The following is a 16,144-nucleotide window of genomic DNA, read 5'->3' as shown; positions in this document are numbered from 1 at the left end:
CACCGATCCGACCACGGACGTATGACGCCCTGCCGTCCGCGGGTACCGCCCCGGGACAGCCACACCCGATCCCGAGGAGGCACCGTGGCCACCAGCATCGTCGACGACGTGCTCTGGGAGAACTTCCACACCGTGGTGAACATGACGTCCCGCGAGCTCCGCGACTGGCTCGCGGTCCAGGGCGCCGGCGAGGAGACCGAGGAGCTCCCCGACCAGGCCGGGCCCCACCTCGGCCACCGGGTGCTGGACATCCTCGGCAAGCGGCGCTCCGACCTCAACCCCGACGACGTCGAGGTCATGCGCCGGGTCGTCGACAAGGTCGCCTCGCAGCGGCGCGACGACCTCGAGCCGACCGCCGGCGACGACCGGTGGCGCCGCCGGCTGATGAACATCGGTCACGACCCACTCAAGCCGCCCCGGGACTAGCCCCCGGAGAGCCTCCCCCGTCAGCGCAGGTCGGCGGGCCGGTCGAGGAGCGGCCCGAGCATCCGGTCGATCGCCGGCGAGGGCGGCAGGCCGAGCTCGTGCGCGAGCAGCCGCCGGTAGCCGTCGTACTGCCGCAGCGCCTCAGCGAAGTTGCCCTCGGCGAGGTGCACCGCGATCACGGTCCGGTGGGCGCTCTCCCGGAGCGGCTCGGACCGCACCGCGCAGAGGCCGGCCGAGAGGGCGTCGGTGAAGCGGCCGCGGTCGCACGACTCGGCCGCCACCCGCTCCAGGGCGTGCAGCCGCAGCTGGCGGAACGACTCGCGCTCCATCGCCAGCCACTCCTCGTCCCAGTCGGGCAGCAGGTCGTCCTCGAGGGGAAGCAGGTCCGGCACCGTCGTCGAACGCCGCTCGTCCGCGCACACGCCGGTCGCGACCTGCTCCGACTCCCCAGAGGTCGACCTCGACGTCCTCGTGCAGCTCGATGGTCGTGGCGTTGCACCTGACCAGCAGCCGTCCGCGCGGCCGCGGGAGCCGCCAGAGCACCGACCGCAGCGTCGAGGTGTCCCGGCCGGGCGGCGCGTCCGGCCACAGCCGCTCGGCGACTGTCGTACGCCGCACCGGCCGGTGCCGGTGGAGCACGGCCAGGCATGCGAGCACCCGTTGACCGGCGTGGGGCACGTGCAGCGGCTCACCGCCGCAGCTGGCCTGGAAGTCACCCAGCACCTGCAGCCGCGGGCGGACCGCTCCGGTTCCGGCCATCGGCGGTTCCCCTCTGCCGTGCCTCGCCAACGGGCCGCGCTCTCGACCCGGAGGTCCCGAGCGGCCTCCGGCCGCCCGGCACAGAGGGACAGGTTCCCCCGCCGCGCCCCCGGTATCCGGTCACCGCCCGAGAAGAAGTGGCGCGACGGTGACGCGGCTGCGACGGCGCCCGCGACGCCACGGCGTACGCCGCGGGCCACGGCGGCGCCACGCGGCCCCGCCACCGTGGGCGAGGACGGGGCGACCAGCGCCCCCGACCCCACGGAGGCACTCGTGTTCCGACACACCAAGCAGCTGCAGTTCAACGCCAAGCCGGAGCGTCCGGACGCCCTCTTCGCGGGCAAGCTCCAGGAGCTCGTCGGGGGACAGTTCGGCGAGATGACGGTGATGATGCAGTACCTGTGGCAGGGCTGGAACTGCCGCGTCCCCGGCAAGTACAAGGACATGATCCTCGACATCGGCACCGAGGAGATCGGGCACGTCGAGATGCTCTGCACGATGATGGCCCGCCTGCTCGAGGGTGCGCCGTCGGAGACCCAGGCCCAGGCCGCGGCCGCCAACCCCGCCCTCGCCGCCGTGCTCGGCGGGCAGAACGTGCAGCACGCCATCGTGTCCGGCGGTTCGGCGATGCCGACCAACAGCCAGGGCGTGCCGTGGAACGCCGGCTACATCGTCGCCAGCGGCAACCTGCTCGCCGACTTCCGCCACAACGTGGCCGCCGAGGCCCAGAGCCGCCTGCAGACGGCCCGGGTCTACAACATGACCGACGACCCCGGGGTGAAGGAGATGCTGCGGTTCAATCTCGCCCGCGACACCTTCCACCAGCAGCAGTGGCTGCTCGGCATCGAGCAGCTGATCGAGGACGGGTTCACCGACGGGATCGAGGACTCCCACGCCGACGAGGAGCTGACCGAGCCGGGTCACACGTTCTACACGTTCACCGAGGGCAGCGCGGCCCCGGAGGGCCGCTGGGCGCAGGGCACGACGCTCATCGGCGACCACCAGATCCAGGCCGAGCCGGGCGTGCCGCTGGGCGAGGACGTCAACCAGGCGCCGCCGCCCAACCCGCTGCACTTCGTGACGTACGACGGGTCGATGGGCCCTGGGAAGCCCGGCACCGCCGGCGGGGCCTACGTGCAGGGTGCGGAGAACCTGCTCAGCAAGGCCAAGGAGAAGCTGACCGGCAGCGACGACGACTGAGGCCGGACCGATGACCGAGGTGCTTCTCCGCCCGCTCGCCGACGCGTTCATGCAGGTCGGCGTCTTCGTCGCCCTGCTGGTGGCGCCGTTCGGTTGGGCCCGCTACCGGTGGGGGCGGCGCCTCGACGCGGCGCTGGTGCGCCACCGGCGGCTCGGGCCGCTGCTGGCCGCCGCGCTCACGATGCCGCCCGGCTGCGGCGGGGGCGATCGTGGTGGTCGCGCTCTACGCCCGCGGCGCCGTGTCCTACGGCGCCGCGGTGGCGGCCCTGGTCGCCACCATGGGGGACGCGACCTGGCTGCTGCTCGCGGCCGACCCGACGCTCACCCTCCAGCTCAAGCTGCTGCTGCTCGCGACGGGCGCCGTCACCGGCTACGTCGTCGACGCGCTCGGCATCGCCCCGCGGCTGCGGGTCGACCGGCTCGGCATCGACACCGCGCCGCCCGACCCCGGCGGCGCCCCGGCCCCGACCGGTGCCCGCGCGGGCACGGCGTACCGCCAGGGCGAGCGGCCGCGGTCGGCCGTGCCGGCGTCCGCTGCCGCACGCCTCGCGGTCACGCCGGACGGCGCCCTCGCCGCGCCGGTCCCCCTCGCCGGCGTCGGGGCGGTGCCGATCCTGCTCTGGGCCTCGCTGGCGGCGGCAGCCGTGGTCGCGGTGCCGGCGACGTTCCGGCTGTTCGACCCCGCGCTGGTGGGGCAGGCGTTCCTGGGCGGGGTCGATCCCTACCTCGCGCTCGGCCTCGCCGGGGCCGCGGTGTCGCTGGTCGCCTTCGTCCACGGCGGCTGCAAGGTCGCCGACGACGACGCCCGCACCGCACACCCCTCCTCCACGGCCGAGGTGCTGCGGCAGGGCGGCCAGGAGGTCGCCTTCATCACGGTGTGGGTCTCGGTCGCCTACGTCGCCTGGGCCGTGCTCGAGCACGTCACCGGCTTCGACGGCACCCAGCTCCCCCGTCCTCGGCCTGCTCGGCGTCGTGGTGGGAGCGACGATCGGGCTGATCCCCGGCTGCGGGGTGCAGATCGTGTTCACCGGGATCTTCATCGCCGGCGGCATGCCGCTCTCCACGCTGGTCGCCAACAGCATCAGCCAGGACGGCGACGCGCTGCTGCCCCTGCTGGCGGTCGAGACCCGCTCGGCCATGCTGGCCACGGTGATCACCACGGTGCCGGCCCTGGTCGTGGGCACGGGGGTGCTGCTGCTCGGCGGCTGAGGCACCGCGGCCAGGTCGTCAGGGTGAGAGTGACCCCTGGGTCACTCTCACCCTGACGACCTCTGCGGCTCCGGAGCGAGCGCGAGCAGCCCCACGACCAGCGACAGCAGGAAGAACCGCGACGGCAGCGGCACCATCGTCACCACGCCACCGACGATCAGGAGCGTGGTGAGGGTCGTCGGCACGACCCCGGCGCGGCGCAGCGCCACCGCGAGCACGATCGCGCAGACCCCCCATCACCAGCCCGCTGAAGATGAACGTCGGCGGCACCGCGGTGGGCGGGTCCTCGACCAGGTCGGGGGCCCGGTCGGCCAGCGTGGGCACGACGAGCGCCAGCGTGGAGGACGCCCCGACGGTCAGGGCGGTCGCGAGCCCCAGGAGGAGGAGGGCCCCGCGCCCGGCGGCCGGGAGGACGCCGGCGTGGCGCACCGCCAGCCCGATCAGGCCGACCACCAGGAGCGCCGCGGCGACGAAACCCGCCCACCCGGCGAGCGCGGCCGCGGTCGTGGACATGAAGCCGCTCCCGTCCCGCGTCTCGCCGGCGATCACCACCACCAGCGACACCAGCCCGAGCACCCCACCGCCCAGCGCTGCCCGGCCGGCGCTGCGGACCAGGCCCGGCGGTGTGTCCGGCTGCGTGTCCCGGGAAGTGTCCAGCGACGTGTCCATGTCTCCTCCTCGAGGTCGGCGACGGCCTCCACGGCCGCCGCGGTGCCACCAGCCTGCGACGGCGACGCCGCCGCGCCATCGGTCGCAGGGGCTCGAGAGACGGCACCACGGTGCCGTCCTCGCGGTACCTCAGAACGACCACGAGGTACGACGGGCGGCCCTACGCTCCGTGGCATGACGTGGGCGCGCGACCGGTGGGTGCGGGGAGACCACGGCGCTCTGGGGCCCGGTCGTCTTCGTGGTCGTCGTGTCGCAGACCCGGCTCGGTCTGGAGGAGCCGTGGACCGGGTCCGACCTGGCGCTGGCGGCCACCGGGCTCGGGCTGGGCCTCCCGCTCCTGCTGCGCCGGGCGCGTCCGCTGGCGGCCGCCGCACTGGTGGCCGTCGCCCTGCCGGTGCAGGACGCGCTGGGCGGCAGCCTGTCCTTCGGCTCGTTCGTCGCGGTGCTGGTGGCGACGTACTCCCTCGGCCGGACCGGCCCGCTCCGGACGACGGTGCTGGGCGTCGGCGTGGTGCTGGTCGGCGTCGTGACCGCGATGCGGGAGGCGCTGCCCGAGGACCTCGCCGAGCTGGTCTTCCCGTTCTTCTACACCTCGGCGGCCGCCGGCCTCGGCGCCGTCGTCGGCCGGCTCGCCGACCAGGCGGCCGCGTTGCGCCGCCTCAACGAGGCGCTCGAGCGGGAACGGGAGGCCACCACCCGGCTGGCAGTCGCCGGGGAGCGGATCCGGCTCGCCCGCGACCTCCACGACGTGGTCGCGCACACCCTGACGGTCGCGGTGGTCCAGGCGGAGACGTGCGAGGAGGCGATCGCCGACGACCCCGCCCGGGCGCGGGCGGCCGCACGTGAGGTGCAGGAGGCCGGCCGCCGCGGCCTGGCCGACCTCCGCTCGATGGTGCGCGTGCTGCGCGACGCCGACGCTCCCGCCGGTGAACCGGGCCTGGCCGACCTCGAGACCCTCGCAGCGGTGATGGGCGGCGCCGGCCTCGACGTCGTCGTACGCCGCCGGGGCGACGTGGCCGCGGCGCGGCTGCCGGCGCAGGTCGGGCGCCAGCTGTTCCGGGTGGTGCAAGAGGCGCTCACCAACACGGTCAAGCACAGCGCCGCCGCGGAGGCGGTCGTGACGATCGCGGCCTCCGGCGACGACGTGGAGCTGACCGTCACCGACCCCGGACCGGCCCTCGGCACCGGGCTGCCGTCCGGGGGCCACGGCCTCGCCGGCATGGCGGAGCGCGTCGCTGCCCACGGCGGCCGCGTCGAGGCGGGCCCGCACGGCGCCGGGTTCCGCGTGCGGGTGACCGTGCCCGTGCGTGAGGGAGCAGCCCCGTGATCCGGGTGCTGGTCGCCGACGACCAGGAGCTGATCCGCGACGGCTTGGCCTCGATCCTCGCCCGTCAGGACGGCCTCGACGTGGTCGGCACGGCGGCCGACGGCGACGAGGCGGTGCGGCTGGCCCGCGACCTGCGCCCCGACGTCACCCTGATGGACGTCCGGATGCCGGGCACGGACGGGCTGGAGGCGACCCGCCAGCTGCTCGCCGACGAGCCCCCGCCCACGAAGGTCGTCGTGCTGACCACGTTCGACGAGGACGAGCTGGTCGTCCGGGCGCTGCAGCTCGGCGCCAGCGGCTTCCTGCTCAAGGACCTCCCCCGCCAGCACCTGGTCGAGGCGATCGGCGCCGTCCACGCCGGCGACCTGCGGTTGTCGCCGACGATCACCCGGCGGCTGGTCGACCGCCAGCTCAGCCGCCGCGCCGACCCCGACCGGCTGCGCCGCCTCCGAGCGGCTCAGCGGCCGCGAGACCGAGGTGCTCCGCCTGGTCGCCCACGGGGAGAGCAACGCCGAGATCGCCGGCCGGCTCTACCTCAGCGAGTCGACCGTCAAGACCCACGTCGGTCACCTGCTCCAGAAGATCGGCGTCCGCGACCGCGTCCAGCTGGTGATCTTCGCCTACGACACCGGCCTCGTCGGGTGAGCGGGGCGAGGTCGTCAGGGTGAGGGTGACCCCTGGGTCACTCTCAGCCTGACGACCGCCCGCGGCGACCGTAGAGCGTGCGGGCCACCGCGGTGAGCGCCCGCTCGGTGCGGGCGGTGCGGCGGAAGGTGGTCAGCGCCAGCGCGGGCCGGAACCGCTGCCGGGCGATCGCGTGGGCGTAGGTGAACTCCTTCAGCCCGTCGGGCCCGTGGATCCGGCCGAAGCCGGAGTCGCCGACGCCGCCGAACGGCAGCGCGGGCACCCCGGCGAAGCTGATCACCCCGTTGATCGCGGTCATCCCGGCTCGCAGCCGCTCGGCGACCTCCATCGCCCGCGCCTTGCCGAAGACCGTCGAGCCGAGTCCGTACGACGTGGCGTTGGCGCGGGCGACCGCCTCGTCCATGTCGCGCACCTTGGTGACGGTGACCGTCGGACCGAAGGTCTCCTCGGTCACCGCGGTCGAGTCGTCGGGGACGTCGACCAGCACGGTCGGCTGCACGTAGCGCTCCCCCACCGCGTCGACGCCGCCGACGACGGCGCGGCCGCCGCGGGCGAGGGCGTCGGCGATGTGGCGCCGGATCACCTCGCGCTGGCCCGGCATGGTGATCGGGCCGACCGGCCCCGTCGGGGCCGGCGGTGATGCGCCGCGCCTGTGCGGTGAGCTCGTCGAGGAAGGCGTCGTGGACGCGTTCGTGGACGTAGACCCGCTCGACGCCGGCGCAGGTCTGGCCGGCGTTGGAGCAGGCGCCCCAGAGCGCCGCCTCTGCGGCCGCCGCCACGTCGGCGTCCTCGTCGACGATCAGCGGGTCCTTGCCGCCGGCCTCGATCAGCACCGGGGTGAGGGTCTCGGCGCACGCCGCCATCACCCGGCGGCCGGTGGCGGGCGAGCCGGTGAACGCCACCTTGCCCACACCGGCCCGGCAGAGCGCGGCCCCGGTGTCGCCGTGGCCGGTGACGACCTGCAGGACGGGCCGGCCGACTGCCTCGGTGAACGTCGCGGCCAGCCACGCGCCGACACCGGGGGTGTACTCGCTCGGCTTGAACACGACGGCGTTGCCGGCCGCGAGGGCGTAGGCGATCGAGCCCATCGGGGTGAACACGGGGTAGTTCCACGGCCCGATGACGCCGACGACGCCCAGCGGCCGGTACGCCACGCTGGCGGCCTGGTTGGCCATCAGCAGCCCGGACGGCACGCTGCGCCGCCGGAGGACCTTCTCGGCGTTGGCGGCGGCCCAGTGGAGGTGGTCGAGCGCGAGGGTGACCTCGAGCGTCGCGTCGCCGTGCGGCTTGCCGGTCTCCCGGCGCACCAGCGCGACCAGCTCGGCCATCCGCTCGACGACCAGCCGCCGCCACGCGCCGAGGCGCTCCTTGCGGCCGTCGAAGCCGAGGCTCTCCCACCAGGCGGCCTCGATGCGCGCCCGCTCGACCGCGGCGCGCACGTACGCCGCGTCGTGGACGGGGTGCGTGCCGACGACCTCGCCGGTGGCCGGGTCGAGGGAGTCGAAGGTCTCGGTGGCGCCGGCGGGCGGCGCCGGGTCCGTCTCGGTGGTCACGTCGCCGAACCTACTGCGGCGGAACGGGGAACAGAACCGCCCGGTCAGCGGATGGTGAACGCGTCGGCGCCCGGCCCGGTGGCGGCGCTCTCGACCTCGACGGTCAGCGGCGTGCGCCGCACCCCCCACCCGCACCTTGCCGCTGCGGCCCGGCTCCACGGTGAGGTGCCGCGGCGCGACCCGTCCCGCCCCGGGCGGCGAGACCGTCAGCCGGTAGGTGTCGAGGTCCGTCCCGAGGTTGCTCACGCTGAGCACGACCACGGTGCCGGGCTCCGCCTCCGACCGGCCGTTGAGCCGCACGCGCGGACCGGACGTCTCGGTGCCGGCGGCGTCGTCGCCCTGTCGCCGGAGCTCGATCCTGACGTCACCGGAGGTCAGCACCAGGTCGGCGGCGTCGTCGTCCTCGACCGTCATCCCGTCGGTGAACAGGCCGGTCAGCCAGTCGTCCTGCTCCTCGAGACCGGGGTCGCACGCCATCCGGGTGCTCGCGACCGCCCGGTCCCACCGCAGCTCGCCACCGTCGTCTCGGTAGCCCGCCGTCATCGTGTTGCAGCCCGCCCGCACCGCGAGCACGCCGTCGGCGAACGTCAGCGACAGGGTGGTGCCCTCGACCAGGTCGTGCCCCTCGACCTGCTCGGCGACGTAGGTCCCGGCCGGCGCCGCCGGCGGGCTGTCGGAGGTCGCCGGCGGGTCGTCGCCGCCGCCGTCGGCCTCGTCGCCGCACGACGCGACCACCAGCGCGAGCGCGGCGAGGGCGGCGGGCAGCGCCCGGCCGGCGTACGACGGTCGGACCGGCATCACAGGTCCACCGGGTCACGGATGATCGGGCAGGTCATGCAGTGGCCGCCGCCGCGCCCCCGGCCGAGCTCGGCGCCCACGATCGGGAGCACCTCGATGCCGGCCTCGCGCAGCAGGTCGTTGGTGCGGGTGTTGCGGTCGTAGGTGAAGACGACGCCGGGCTCCACCGCGACCGCGTTGTTGCCGCTGTCCCACTGCTGCCGCTCCGACTCGTAGACGTCGCCGGCGGTCTCGATCACCCGGAGGGCCGAGAGCCCGAGGGCCTTGGCGACGACGTCGGTGAAGGCGCTCGGCGCCTCGTCGACCACCTCGACGCCCGGGGCGGCGTCGGTGGGGCGCAGCGAGAAGGTGTGGACGGCGTCGATGATCCGCGGGTAGAGCGTCACCACGTCCCGGTCGACGAACGTGAAGACCGTGTCGAGGTGCATCGCGGCCCGCAGCTTGGGCATGCCGGCGACCACGACGTGCTGCGCCGCCCCGGCCGCGAAGAGGGCGGCCGCGACCTGGGTGATCGCCTGCCGCGACGTCCGCTCGCTCATGCCCATCAGCACGACGCCGTTGCCGACGGGCATGATGTCGCCGCCCTCGAAGGTCGCCTCGCCCCAGTCGCGCTCCGGGTCGCCCCACCAGACCGTCGCCCCGGTGAAGTCCGGGTGGAACCGGTAGACGGCCTTCATCAGCAGCGTCTCGTCGTGCCGCGCCGGCCAGTACAGCGGGTTGAGCGTGACGCCGCCGTAGAGCCAGCAGGTGGTGTCGCGCGTGTAGAGAGTGTTGGGCAGCGGCGGCATCAGGTACTCCCGCGCACCGGTCGCCTCTCGGGCCAGTGCGACGTAACCCGACCGGAAGTCGTCGGGGAGGTCGGAGGTGGCGAGCCCGCCGATCAGGTACTCGGCGAGCCGGTCCGGAGGGAGCCCCTCGAGGAAGGCCCGGGTGTCGTCGACGAGCCCGAGGCCCACCTGGTTGGCGGTGATCTTGCGGTCGAGGAGCCAGTCCCGGGCGCCGGGCTGCTCCATCGTCCGGGCCAGCACGTCGTGCAGCTCCACGACCTCGACGCCGCGCCCGGTCAGGGTGGCCACGAAGTCGGCGTGGTCCCGCTGGGCGCTCTCGACCCACAGCACGTCGTCGAAGAGCAGCTCGTCGCTGTTGGTCGGCGTCAGCCTCCGATGGGCCAGGCCGGGTGCGCAGACCAGCACCTTGCGGAGCACGCCGACCTCGGAGTGGACGCCGTAGGCGGCGCTCGGGGAGCGGTCCTGCTCGGTCATGACTGCCTCTCCTCCCGGCCCCTCCGCCTCCGGTCCACGACGCCCGACGCCCGACGACGCTAACGGCCCGGCGTCGACGGGCGACTCACCGGGAACGGGTGAGCCGGGCAGTGCGGACCGCGGCACCGGCACGACGTCACCCGCGCCGGGGGACCACGCCGCCGGTGGCCGCTCCTAGGCTCCTCAACAGGGCCCGGCAGAGGCCCGGACGGGAGCCCGGAGAGGGGGGACGACATGGCCTGGTCGGTCCTGGACAAGGAGTGGCACCACCTGCTCGTCCGCGGCGGCGTCGCGGTGGTGTTCGGGGTGGTCGCGATGGCCTACCCGCTCTCGACGGCCGTCGTGCTGGCGCTGCTCTGGGGCCTGTGGGCCCTCGCCGACGGCGTCCTCAACCTGGTGCAGGCGAGCCGGCCGGGTCCCCGGGCGGCGCGGCTGGTGCTCGCCGTGATGGGGGTGCTCGCGCTGCTGGTCGGCGTCGTCGCCGTCGCGAGCCCGGGCGTCACGGCGGTCACCCTGACCTGGGTCCTCGGCCTGTGGCTCCTCGCCCGCGGGGTCCTCGACGCGGTGACGGCCACGCTCGGCCGTGGCGTTGAGGCGCGCCTCGGCCTCCTCGCGAGCGGCGCCCTCGACGTCCTGCTGGGCCTCCTGTTCGTCCTCAACCCGGGGCGCTCCGTGGTCACGCTCGCCTTCGTGCTCGGCCTCACCGCCGCCGTGTGGGGCCTGGTGCTGGTGGGTGCCGCCGTGGCGGTACGCCGGCACGACCGCGACGCGGGAGCGGCGCCGGGTCCGGTGGTGGCCTGACGCCGAGCCCCCTCGCCCCCGGTCAGGGCTCGCGGTCCGGGCTCGCGGTCAGGGCTCGCGCCGCAGCATCGCGCGGAGCCGGTCGGTCATCGCCGCCGTCCACCCCTCCGGCTGCATGACGGTGACCCACGCGGCCGCGTGCTCGCCCGAGAAGTTGTGCCCGTGTCCCGGCTGGGTGGAGAACGCGGCGGCCAGGTCGGCGGAGACCTGGAGGAAGGTGACCAGGGGGATCCAGCGCATGCTGTCGGGGACGTCGGACCCGCGCTCCTCCTCCAGCCAGTCGGGCCGGCTGAGCAGCAGGTCGGGGCTCCACCAGGTCACCGGGTCGGAGGCGTGCTGGAGGTAGAGCACCCGGCTGCGGGTCCAGGGGCCCACGTCGTCCGGTCGGCCGGCGCGGGTCGTGAACCGGACGATGCGTCCCTCGCGGTAGCGCGGCTCGATCTCCGGCGACCCGGGGTCGCGGTCCTCGACGAACCCGCGGTAGAGCGGGTTGAAGCTCGGCGGGCCCACGAACAGGGCGCCGGCGGTCCGGTTCGCGAGGTCGTACTCGCCGCTGAACGCCTCCTCGGCGCCGAACGACCCCAGGCTCTCGCCGAACACGTAGAGCTCGGGCCGCTCGTCGAGCGGCAGCTGCGACACCCGCTCGTAGACCGTGTCGAAGAGCGTGCGGCCGGCCTCGCGGGCGCGGACGGCGTCGACGAGGAACGACATCCACGACGGCAGGTGCGAGTACTGGATCGACACGATCGCGGCGTCGCCGTCGGCGACGTACTCGAACCCGGCGGCTGCGCTCGGCTCGACCCAGCCGGTGCCGGTGGTGGTGACGACGAGGAGCCGGCGCCGGTCGAGCCCGCCGGCGCGCTCGAGGTCGGCGACCGCCAGGGCTGCGCGCTCCTCGACGTCCTCGGCGCTCTCGAGCCCGGCGTAGGCGCGGATCGGCTCGAGCGCCGGACGGCCGGTCACGTCCTCGATCTCGTCCGCGTCGGGCCCGCCGGAGACGAACGCGCGCCCCTCCCCGGCCGAGCGAGTCCCACGGGACCAGCGAGTCGTCGCTGCCCGACCGGAGCGGGCTCGTCGGCCGGACCGCCCCCGCCGGGGTCGCGGCGTCCCGGACCGCGAACGACGCGTCGAGGCCGCGCAGCGCCACGTCCGCGACCACGCCGCTGAGCAGCCCCCAGAGCGCCGCGACGACGAGCACGACGCCCAGCACCCGCGCGACCGACGGCTTGAGCCGGCGCTCGAGGAGCCGGCCCGTCGCCCGGGTGGCGGCGCGCAGCCCGCGCGCCACCGCGACGGCAGCGACGGCCACCACCGCGGCGACCAGCGGGCTGAGCAGCACGTAGGCCACCGGCGTCGGGTCGGTGCCGGCGAGCCGGTGCGCCTCGTGCTGCCACCGCGCCCCGAGCACCAGCGCGACGAGCACGGCAACCGGGCCCACGATCGCCAGCACCCACCGGGCCCAGCCGGGCCAGGGCTGCCGCGGCCGGTCGCGGAGCCCGCGCCAGCACCAGGCGAGGAAGACGCCGATGCCGTAGCCGGCGGCCGCGGCCAGCCCGCTCACGACACCCTGCATCAACGGCGTCCGGGGCAGCAGCGACGGCGTGAACGAGAGGCACAGCAGCGCCAGCGCGCCGACCGCCCCGGCAGGGAGCACCGCGGCCCCCCGCACCATCGTGCGTGCCCGGTGCGGCCAGGTCGCCCGCTCCCCCACCGCACCTCCCAGGGCCTCGGCGCAGCGACCGGTGGCACCCGTCGCCGGGACAGAAGGAATGCTGGAGCAGGCTCCGCTCCGTCGCCTCACCCGTTCCGGGGGAGGCGGCGGTCGCAGCGGCGTGCGCGGTTGACGGGGTCGGCGCGGGTGCCCACGATGGGGGGCGGGCAGTGCGGCGTGCTGCCTGCGGCGTATTCCGGGTGGCCGACGGGAGGCGGACATGCCCAAGGATCCGCAACGAGGTCACCGACCGCTCGGCCCACCGGCGGCGCAACCGCCGGCGCTTCCAGCCACCTTCGTGCCCCGGCCCCGGGTGTCCCGCCTGCTCGACACCGGGGCCGACCTCACGCTCGTCGTCGCGCCGCCGGGCACGGGGAAGACGACGCTCGCGGCGGGCTGGGCGGCGGAGCGCCGGGCGGCCGGCGAGGCGGTCCGCTGGTTCGCCCCGGGCGCAGTCGCGCCCGCGGCTGCGCCGCCGGCCGTCCTGCAGGAGCCCGGCACCGTCGTCGTCGACGACGCCCACCTGCTCGACGAGGCGGCGATCGCCGCGGTCGGAGCGGCCCTCGACCGGCCGGGGAGCGACCACCCGCCTGGTGCTCCTGGCCCGGCACGAACCCTGCCTCCCGCTCGTCGCCCTCGAGCTCGCCGGGCGCCTGGCCGTCGTCCGGGCCGGACGGCTCGCGTTCGACGACGCGGAGGCCGAGCAGCTGGTGCGGGCCCACGCCCCGCGCGGGCACCCCGACGAGGTCGCCCACCTGTGCCGGCGCGCCCAGGGCTGGGCGGCCGTGCTCGTGCTCGGCGCGCGCGAGCTGGCGTCGTACCCCGACCCCGACGGCCCCGGCGGCCCCGGCGGGGCGCCCGGGCCGCGACCGGCGCTGCACCCGACCGACCCGCCGGTGCTGAGCCACCTCCTCGGAGAGCTGCTCGACCGGCTTCCCGACCCCACCCGCCGGGTGCTGGTCGCCGTCTGCGACGAGCCGGTCGTCACAGCCGAGCTGGCGGTCGCCCTGTCGGAGGTCCCCGACGCCCCGCAGCGGCTGGCGCGGCTGGCCGGCGAGGGCCTGCTCGTGACGACCGCCGGCGACGACGCCTGGCGCCTGCACCCGGTGCTGCAGGAGGCGGTGCGGCAGCGCGGGCAGCCCGACGGCGACCGGCGGGCGGCCCACGTCCGCGGCGCCCGGTACGCCCATGCGGTCCACGACCCGGCCGGCACGCTCCGGCACGCCGTCCTGAGCACCGACGAGGACCTGCTCGCGGAGGCGCTGGTGGCCGAGGGGGCCGACCTGCTCGCGGCCGGGCGGGCTCCGGTGGTCCTCGAGGCGATGGGGCACCTCGGGCCGGTCGTCCGCGCCGGCCGCCCGGCGCTGGTCGCGCTCGAGGCGCTCTGCCACCGGCAGGCCGGTGACGTCGGGGCCGCCCTCCACCTCGTCGACCGGCTCGAGGAGCCGAGCGGACCGCCGGATCCTCCGGAGCCGGCGCCCGGCGACCCGGACGCCGAGCGACTCCAGCTCGCGCTGTGGCGCGGCCGCTGTGCCGGCGGCGACCTCGCCGGCGCGGTCGCGGCTACCGACGCACTCCTCCGCTCCCCCGCCGCGGCGTCGCTCTCGTCGACGGCCACCTGTGCCACGCTCCTCGAGCTGGCCGCGGCCGAGGGGTGGAGCGGCGACCTGGCGCGGGCGTCGGAGCGCGCCCGCGCGGCGGGGGTGGTGGCCCGCACGCTCGGCACGCCGCGGCTGGTCGCGGGGGCGCTCGCGCTCGCCGCGTCGTTCGACGCCGTCACCGGTGCCCTGCAGTCCGCGCGCGCCGACAGCACCGCGGCGCTCGACCTCGCCGAGCAGGAGGGGGCCGCCGACGAGGCGGCGGTCGCCCGCGCCCGGCTGGCGCTCACCTGGGCCCGGCTCGAGTCGCTCGAGGCGATCGGACCGGCCGCCCCCCGCGGCCGCGCCGGCTCCGACCGGGCTCGCGGAGCCCGACGTGGTCGCGCTCGGCACGCTCCTGCGAGCCGAGCTGCTGATCGAGGCCGGGCGGCTGCACGACGCGGGCCGGCTGCTGGCCGCACCACCCGCCGTGGTCCCGCCGGTGCCGCCCCACGTCCTGGGCCTCGCGAGCCGGGCCCGCGCCCGGCTGGCCTCCGAGACCGGCGACGACCGTGGGGCGCTCCGCGAGGCCGCGGTGCTGCGCGACCTCGGCCTCGACGTCGAGGCGGCCCTCGTCGACGCGGGCCGCGACGACGACCCGGCCCGGGCGCTGGCGGCGCTCGACCGACTCCCGGACCCGGCGGCCGACCTGGTCACGCGCACCGCGCTCGAGGCCACCCGGGTGGGCCTGATGTTCCGCACCGGTGACGCGGCCCGCGGCCGCAGCGCGCTGCCGGGCCTGCTCGCGACCGCCGCGACCCACGGCCACCTCCGCACCCTGGCTCGCGCCCTGCCCGCCGACGCCGGGCTGCTCGCCGCACTGGCGGCGTACGCCGGCCCGGGCGGTTCGCGGTCGTTCGCGCGGCGGACCCTCGAGGCGGTCCGGCGACGGGGGTGCCCGGCACGCCGCTGGTGCGGCCGGTCCTTCCGGCCCCGTCCGCGGCGCCCCTCACCCCCGCGCGAGCTGGAGGTGCTCCACCAGCTGGCGCTCGGCGGCTCCTACGCCGACATCGCCGGGGCGCTCTTCGTCACCGAGAACACCGTCAAGACCCACCTCGCGTCGGTCTACCGCAAGCTCGGCGTCACCCGCCGGGCCCACGCCCTGCGGGTAGGACGCGAGCGCGGGCTGCTCGGCGTGCCCTACCAGCCGGCCTCCGCCGACGCGCCCGTGGTCACCGGCGCCGACTGACCGTCAGCCCGAGGTGCCGACCAGCAGCAGGGTGAGCACCAGGCTCGCGGCGAGCACCAGTCCGATGGCGACGACGCCCGCCACCGGCCGGTGCCGCGCCACCCACTCCGCGACCCGGTAGAGCCCGGTGACGGCGAGCAGGAGGGCGGTGACGTGCAGCAGCACCGCGAGCGCGATGCCCGCCACGGCGCCCGCGACCGCGAACCTCCCCCACGCCACGGAGAGGAGCAGCGGGATGACGATCGCCCCCGCCAGCCCTCCGGCCAGCTCGAGCACGAACGGCCGGCCACCGCCCATCCACGGCAGCCACGCCACGACGTCGAGCAGGTCGAGGGTCGCCACCACGCCCAGACCGGCGACCAGCCCGAGCGTCAGGCCCGCCACCAGCAGGTAGCGCAGGTGCCGCGCGCGCGACCAGTTCTCCGAGCCGTGCCAGATCGTGCCGAGGGTGACCGCCGACCAGATCAGCCACCGCCGGATCGGGCCGATGCCGCTGTCGCGCATCGCCCGGCGGAACACCTCGTCCGCGACCACCCGGTCGATCCCGCCGGAACCGCCGGGCGCGTCCGGCCCGCCGGGCCCGTCGTCGGGACGTCCCGGCAGCAGGTAGTCGCGGCCGCCGACCAGCCCGTCGTGGACGAGCGCGGCCGGCAGGTGCTCGCCCGTCCGCGGGACCAGCCAGGTGAAGAGCGCCGGCACCGAGGCGAAGTCGGTCGTGAACCGGCCCGGGTCGCGCGGCACCAGGATCTCCCCGACGACGTCGTCGCGGTAGCCGATCCGGCGCAGCATCCGGAACGCCTCGCGGTGCCGCCCGCCGGGCCCCGGCACCACCACCCGCTCCAGCACCACGCGCGGCGGCCGGTCGCGCGCGACGTCGCCGTCCGTGGTGCCGCCGTCGAAGAAACGGTCCGGGTGCGCTGCCTCCGGCACGAGCTGCATGGGCCGATTCTCCGCCCGC

General features: G+C 76.1%; 11 protein-coding genes and 3 pseudogenes. 8 read left to right on the top strand and 6 right to left on the bottom strand.

All coding sequences use genetic code 11. The features are described 5' to 3' along the window. Positions 1-84 precede the first annotated feature (84 nt). On the top strand, positions 85-426 hold the full coding sequence (locus MF408_RS15555) for a DUF3140 domain-containing protein (RefSeq protein ID WP_240248458.1): 342 nt from the start codon (positions 85-87) through the stop codon (positions 424-426). 20 nt (positions 427-446) lie between these two features. On the opposite strand, the gene MF408_RS15550 is transcribed toward MF408_RS15555, so the two are convergent. Further along, complete coding sequence (locus MF408_RS15550) at positions 447-848, bottom strand: bacterial transcriptional activator domain-containing protein (RefSeq protein ID WP_240248457.1); 402 nt, start codon at positions 846-848, stop codon at positions 447-449. 610 nt (positions 849-1,458) lie between these two features. Between MF408_RS15550 and MF408_RS15545 the strand changes: the two genes are divergently transcribed. Together MF408_RS15545 and MF408_RS15540 are read left to right on the top strand one after the other, a co-directional pair. Continuing rightward, on the top strand, positions 1,459-2,385 hold the full coding sequence (locus MF408_RS15545; protein WP_240248456.1) for a manganese catalase family protein: 927 nt from the start codon (positions 1,459-1,461) through the stop codon (positions 2,383-2,385). Between the two features lie 200 nt (positions 2,386-2,585). Then, positions 2,586-3,650, top strand: a pseudogene (locus tag MF408_RS15540) (putative manganese transporter); the annotation flags it as partial. Here MF408_RS15540 and MF408_RS15535 read toward each other — a convergent pair. Further along, entirely contained in the window at positions 3,613-4,263 is a 651-nt protein-coding gene (locus MF408_RS15535) for a hypothetical protein (protein WP_240248454.1), read from the bottom strand. The pseudogene MF408_RS15540 and the gene MF408_RS15535 overlap by 38 nt on opposite strands. A gap of 247 nt (positions 4,264-4,510) precedes the next feature. Between MF408_RS15535 and MF408_RS15530 the strand changes: the two genes are divergently transcribed. Both MF408_RS15530 and MF408_RS15525 read left to right on the top strand, forming a co-directional pair. Beyond that, positions 4,511-5,590 carry a histidine kinase gene (locus MF408_RS15530; protein WP_240248453.1) on the top strand — a complete coding sequence of 360 codons (1,080 nt, stop codon included), beginning with the start codon at positions 4,511-4,513 and terminating at the stop codon, positions 5,588-5,590. Beyond that, positions 5,587-6,235, top strand: a pseudogene (locus tag MF408_RS15525) (response regulator transcription factor). The gene MF408_RS15530 and the pseudogene MF408_RS15525 overlap by 4 nt, the downstream one beginning before the upstream one ends. 43 nt (positions 6,236-6,278) lie before the next feature. Here the strand turns inward: MF408_RS15525 and MF408_RS15520 are convergent. Together MF408_RS15520 and MF408_RS15515 are read right to left on the bottom strand one after the other, a co-directional pair. Beyond that, positions 6,279-8,586 (bottom strand): annotated as a pseudogene (locus tag MF408_RS15520) (aldehyde dehydrogenase family protein). Next, complete coding sequence (locus tag MF408_RS15515; RefSeq protein ID WP_240248452.1) at positions 8,586-9,848, bottom strand: arginine deiminase; 1,263 nt, start codon at positions 9,846-9,848, stop codon at positions 8,586-8,588. The pseudogene MF408_RS15520 and the gene MF408_RS15515 overlap by 1 nt, the downstream one beginning before the upstream one ends. Positions 9,849-10,082: 234 nt before the next feature. Between MF408_RS15515 and MF408_RS15510 the strand changes: the two genes are divergently transcribed. Next, the gene (locus MF408_RS15510) at positions 10,083-10,649 is read left to right on the top strand and encodes a DUF308 domain-containing protein (protein WP_240248451.1); all 567 of its coding nucleotides are present in this window, start codon (positions 10,083-10,085) and stop codon (positions 10,647-10,649) included. 48 nt (positions 10,650-10,697) lie between these two features. Here MF408_RS15510 and MF408_RS15505 read toward each other — a convergent pair whose 3' ends face one another. Continuing rightward, on the bottom strand, positions 10,698-11,612 hold the full coding sequence (locus MF408_RS15505) for an alpha/beta-hydrolase family protein (protein ID WP_240248450.1): 915 nt from the start codon (positions 11,610-11,612) through the stop codon (positions 10,698-10,700). 1,341 nt (positions 11,613-12,953) lie between these two features. On the opposite strand from MF408_RS15505, the gene MF408_RS15500 reads away from it, so the two are divergent. Beyond that, entirely contained in the window at positions 12,954-14,705 is a 1,752-nt protein-coding gene (locus tag MF408_RS15500) for a hypothetical protein (RefSeq protein ID WP_240248449.1), read from the top strand. After that, the gene (locus tag MF408_RS15495; protein ID WP_240251953.1) at positions 14,689-15,186 is read left to right on the top strand and encodes a helix-turn-helix transcriptional regulator; all 498 of its coding nucleotides are present in this window, start codon (positions 14,689-14,691) and stop codon (positions 15,184-15,186) included. Before MF408_RS15500 ends, MF408_RS15495 begins: the two co-directional genes overlap by 17 nt. A 3-nt stretch (positions 15,187-15,189) precedes the next feature. Here MF408_RS15495 and MF408_RS15490 read toward each other — a convergent pair whose 3' ends face one another. Beyond that, complete coding sequence (locus MF408_RS15490; protein WP_240248448.1) at positions 15,190-16,125, bottom strand: DUF1353 domain-containing protein; 936 nt, start codon at positions 16,123-16,125, stop codon at positions 15,190-15,192. Positions 16,126-16,144: the final 19 nt, after the last annotated feature.

This window comes from Nocardioides sp. TF02-7 (assembly GCF_022437945.1).
Taxonomy (GTDB): domain Bacteria; phylum Actinomycetota; class Actinomycetes; order Propionibacteriales; family Nocardioidaceae; genus Nocardioides.
This window is presented reverse-complemented; position numbering and strand designations above follow the sequence as displayed.

What these genes read in the sequence shown, in the direction of transcription:
- MF408_RS15495 (WP_240251953.1), top strand. Translation starts at nt 14,689, where the DNA reads ATGTTCCGCACCGGTGACGCGGCCCGCGGCCGCAGCGCGCTGCCGGGC.
- MF408_RS15490 (WP_240248448.1), bottom strand. Translation starts at nt 16,125, where the DNA reads ATGCAGCTCGTGCCGGAGGCAGCGCACCCGGACCGTTTCTTCGACGGC.
- MF408_RS15515 (WP_240248452.1), bottom strand. Translation starts at nt 9,848, where the DNA reads ATGACCGAGCAGGACCGCTCCCCGAGCGCCGCCTACGGCGTCCACTCC.
- MF408_RS15510 (WP_240248451.1), top strand. Translation starts at nt 10,083, where the DNA reads ATGGCCTGGTCGGTCCTGGACAAGGAGTGGCACCACCTGCTCGTCCGC.
- MF408_RS15535 (WP_240248454.1), bottom strand. Translation starts at nt 4,263, where the DNA reads ATGGACACGTCGCTGGACACTTCCCGGGACACGCAGCCGGACACACCG.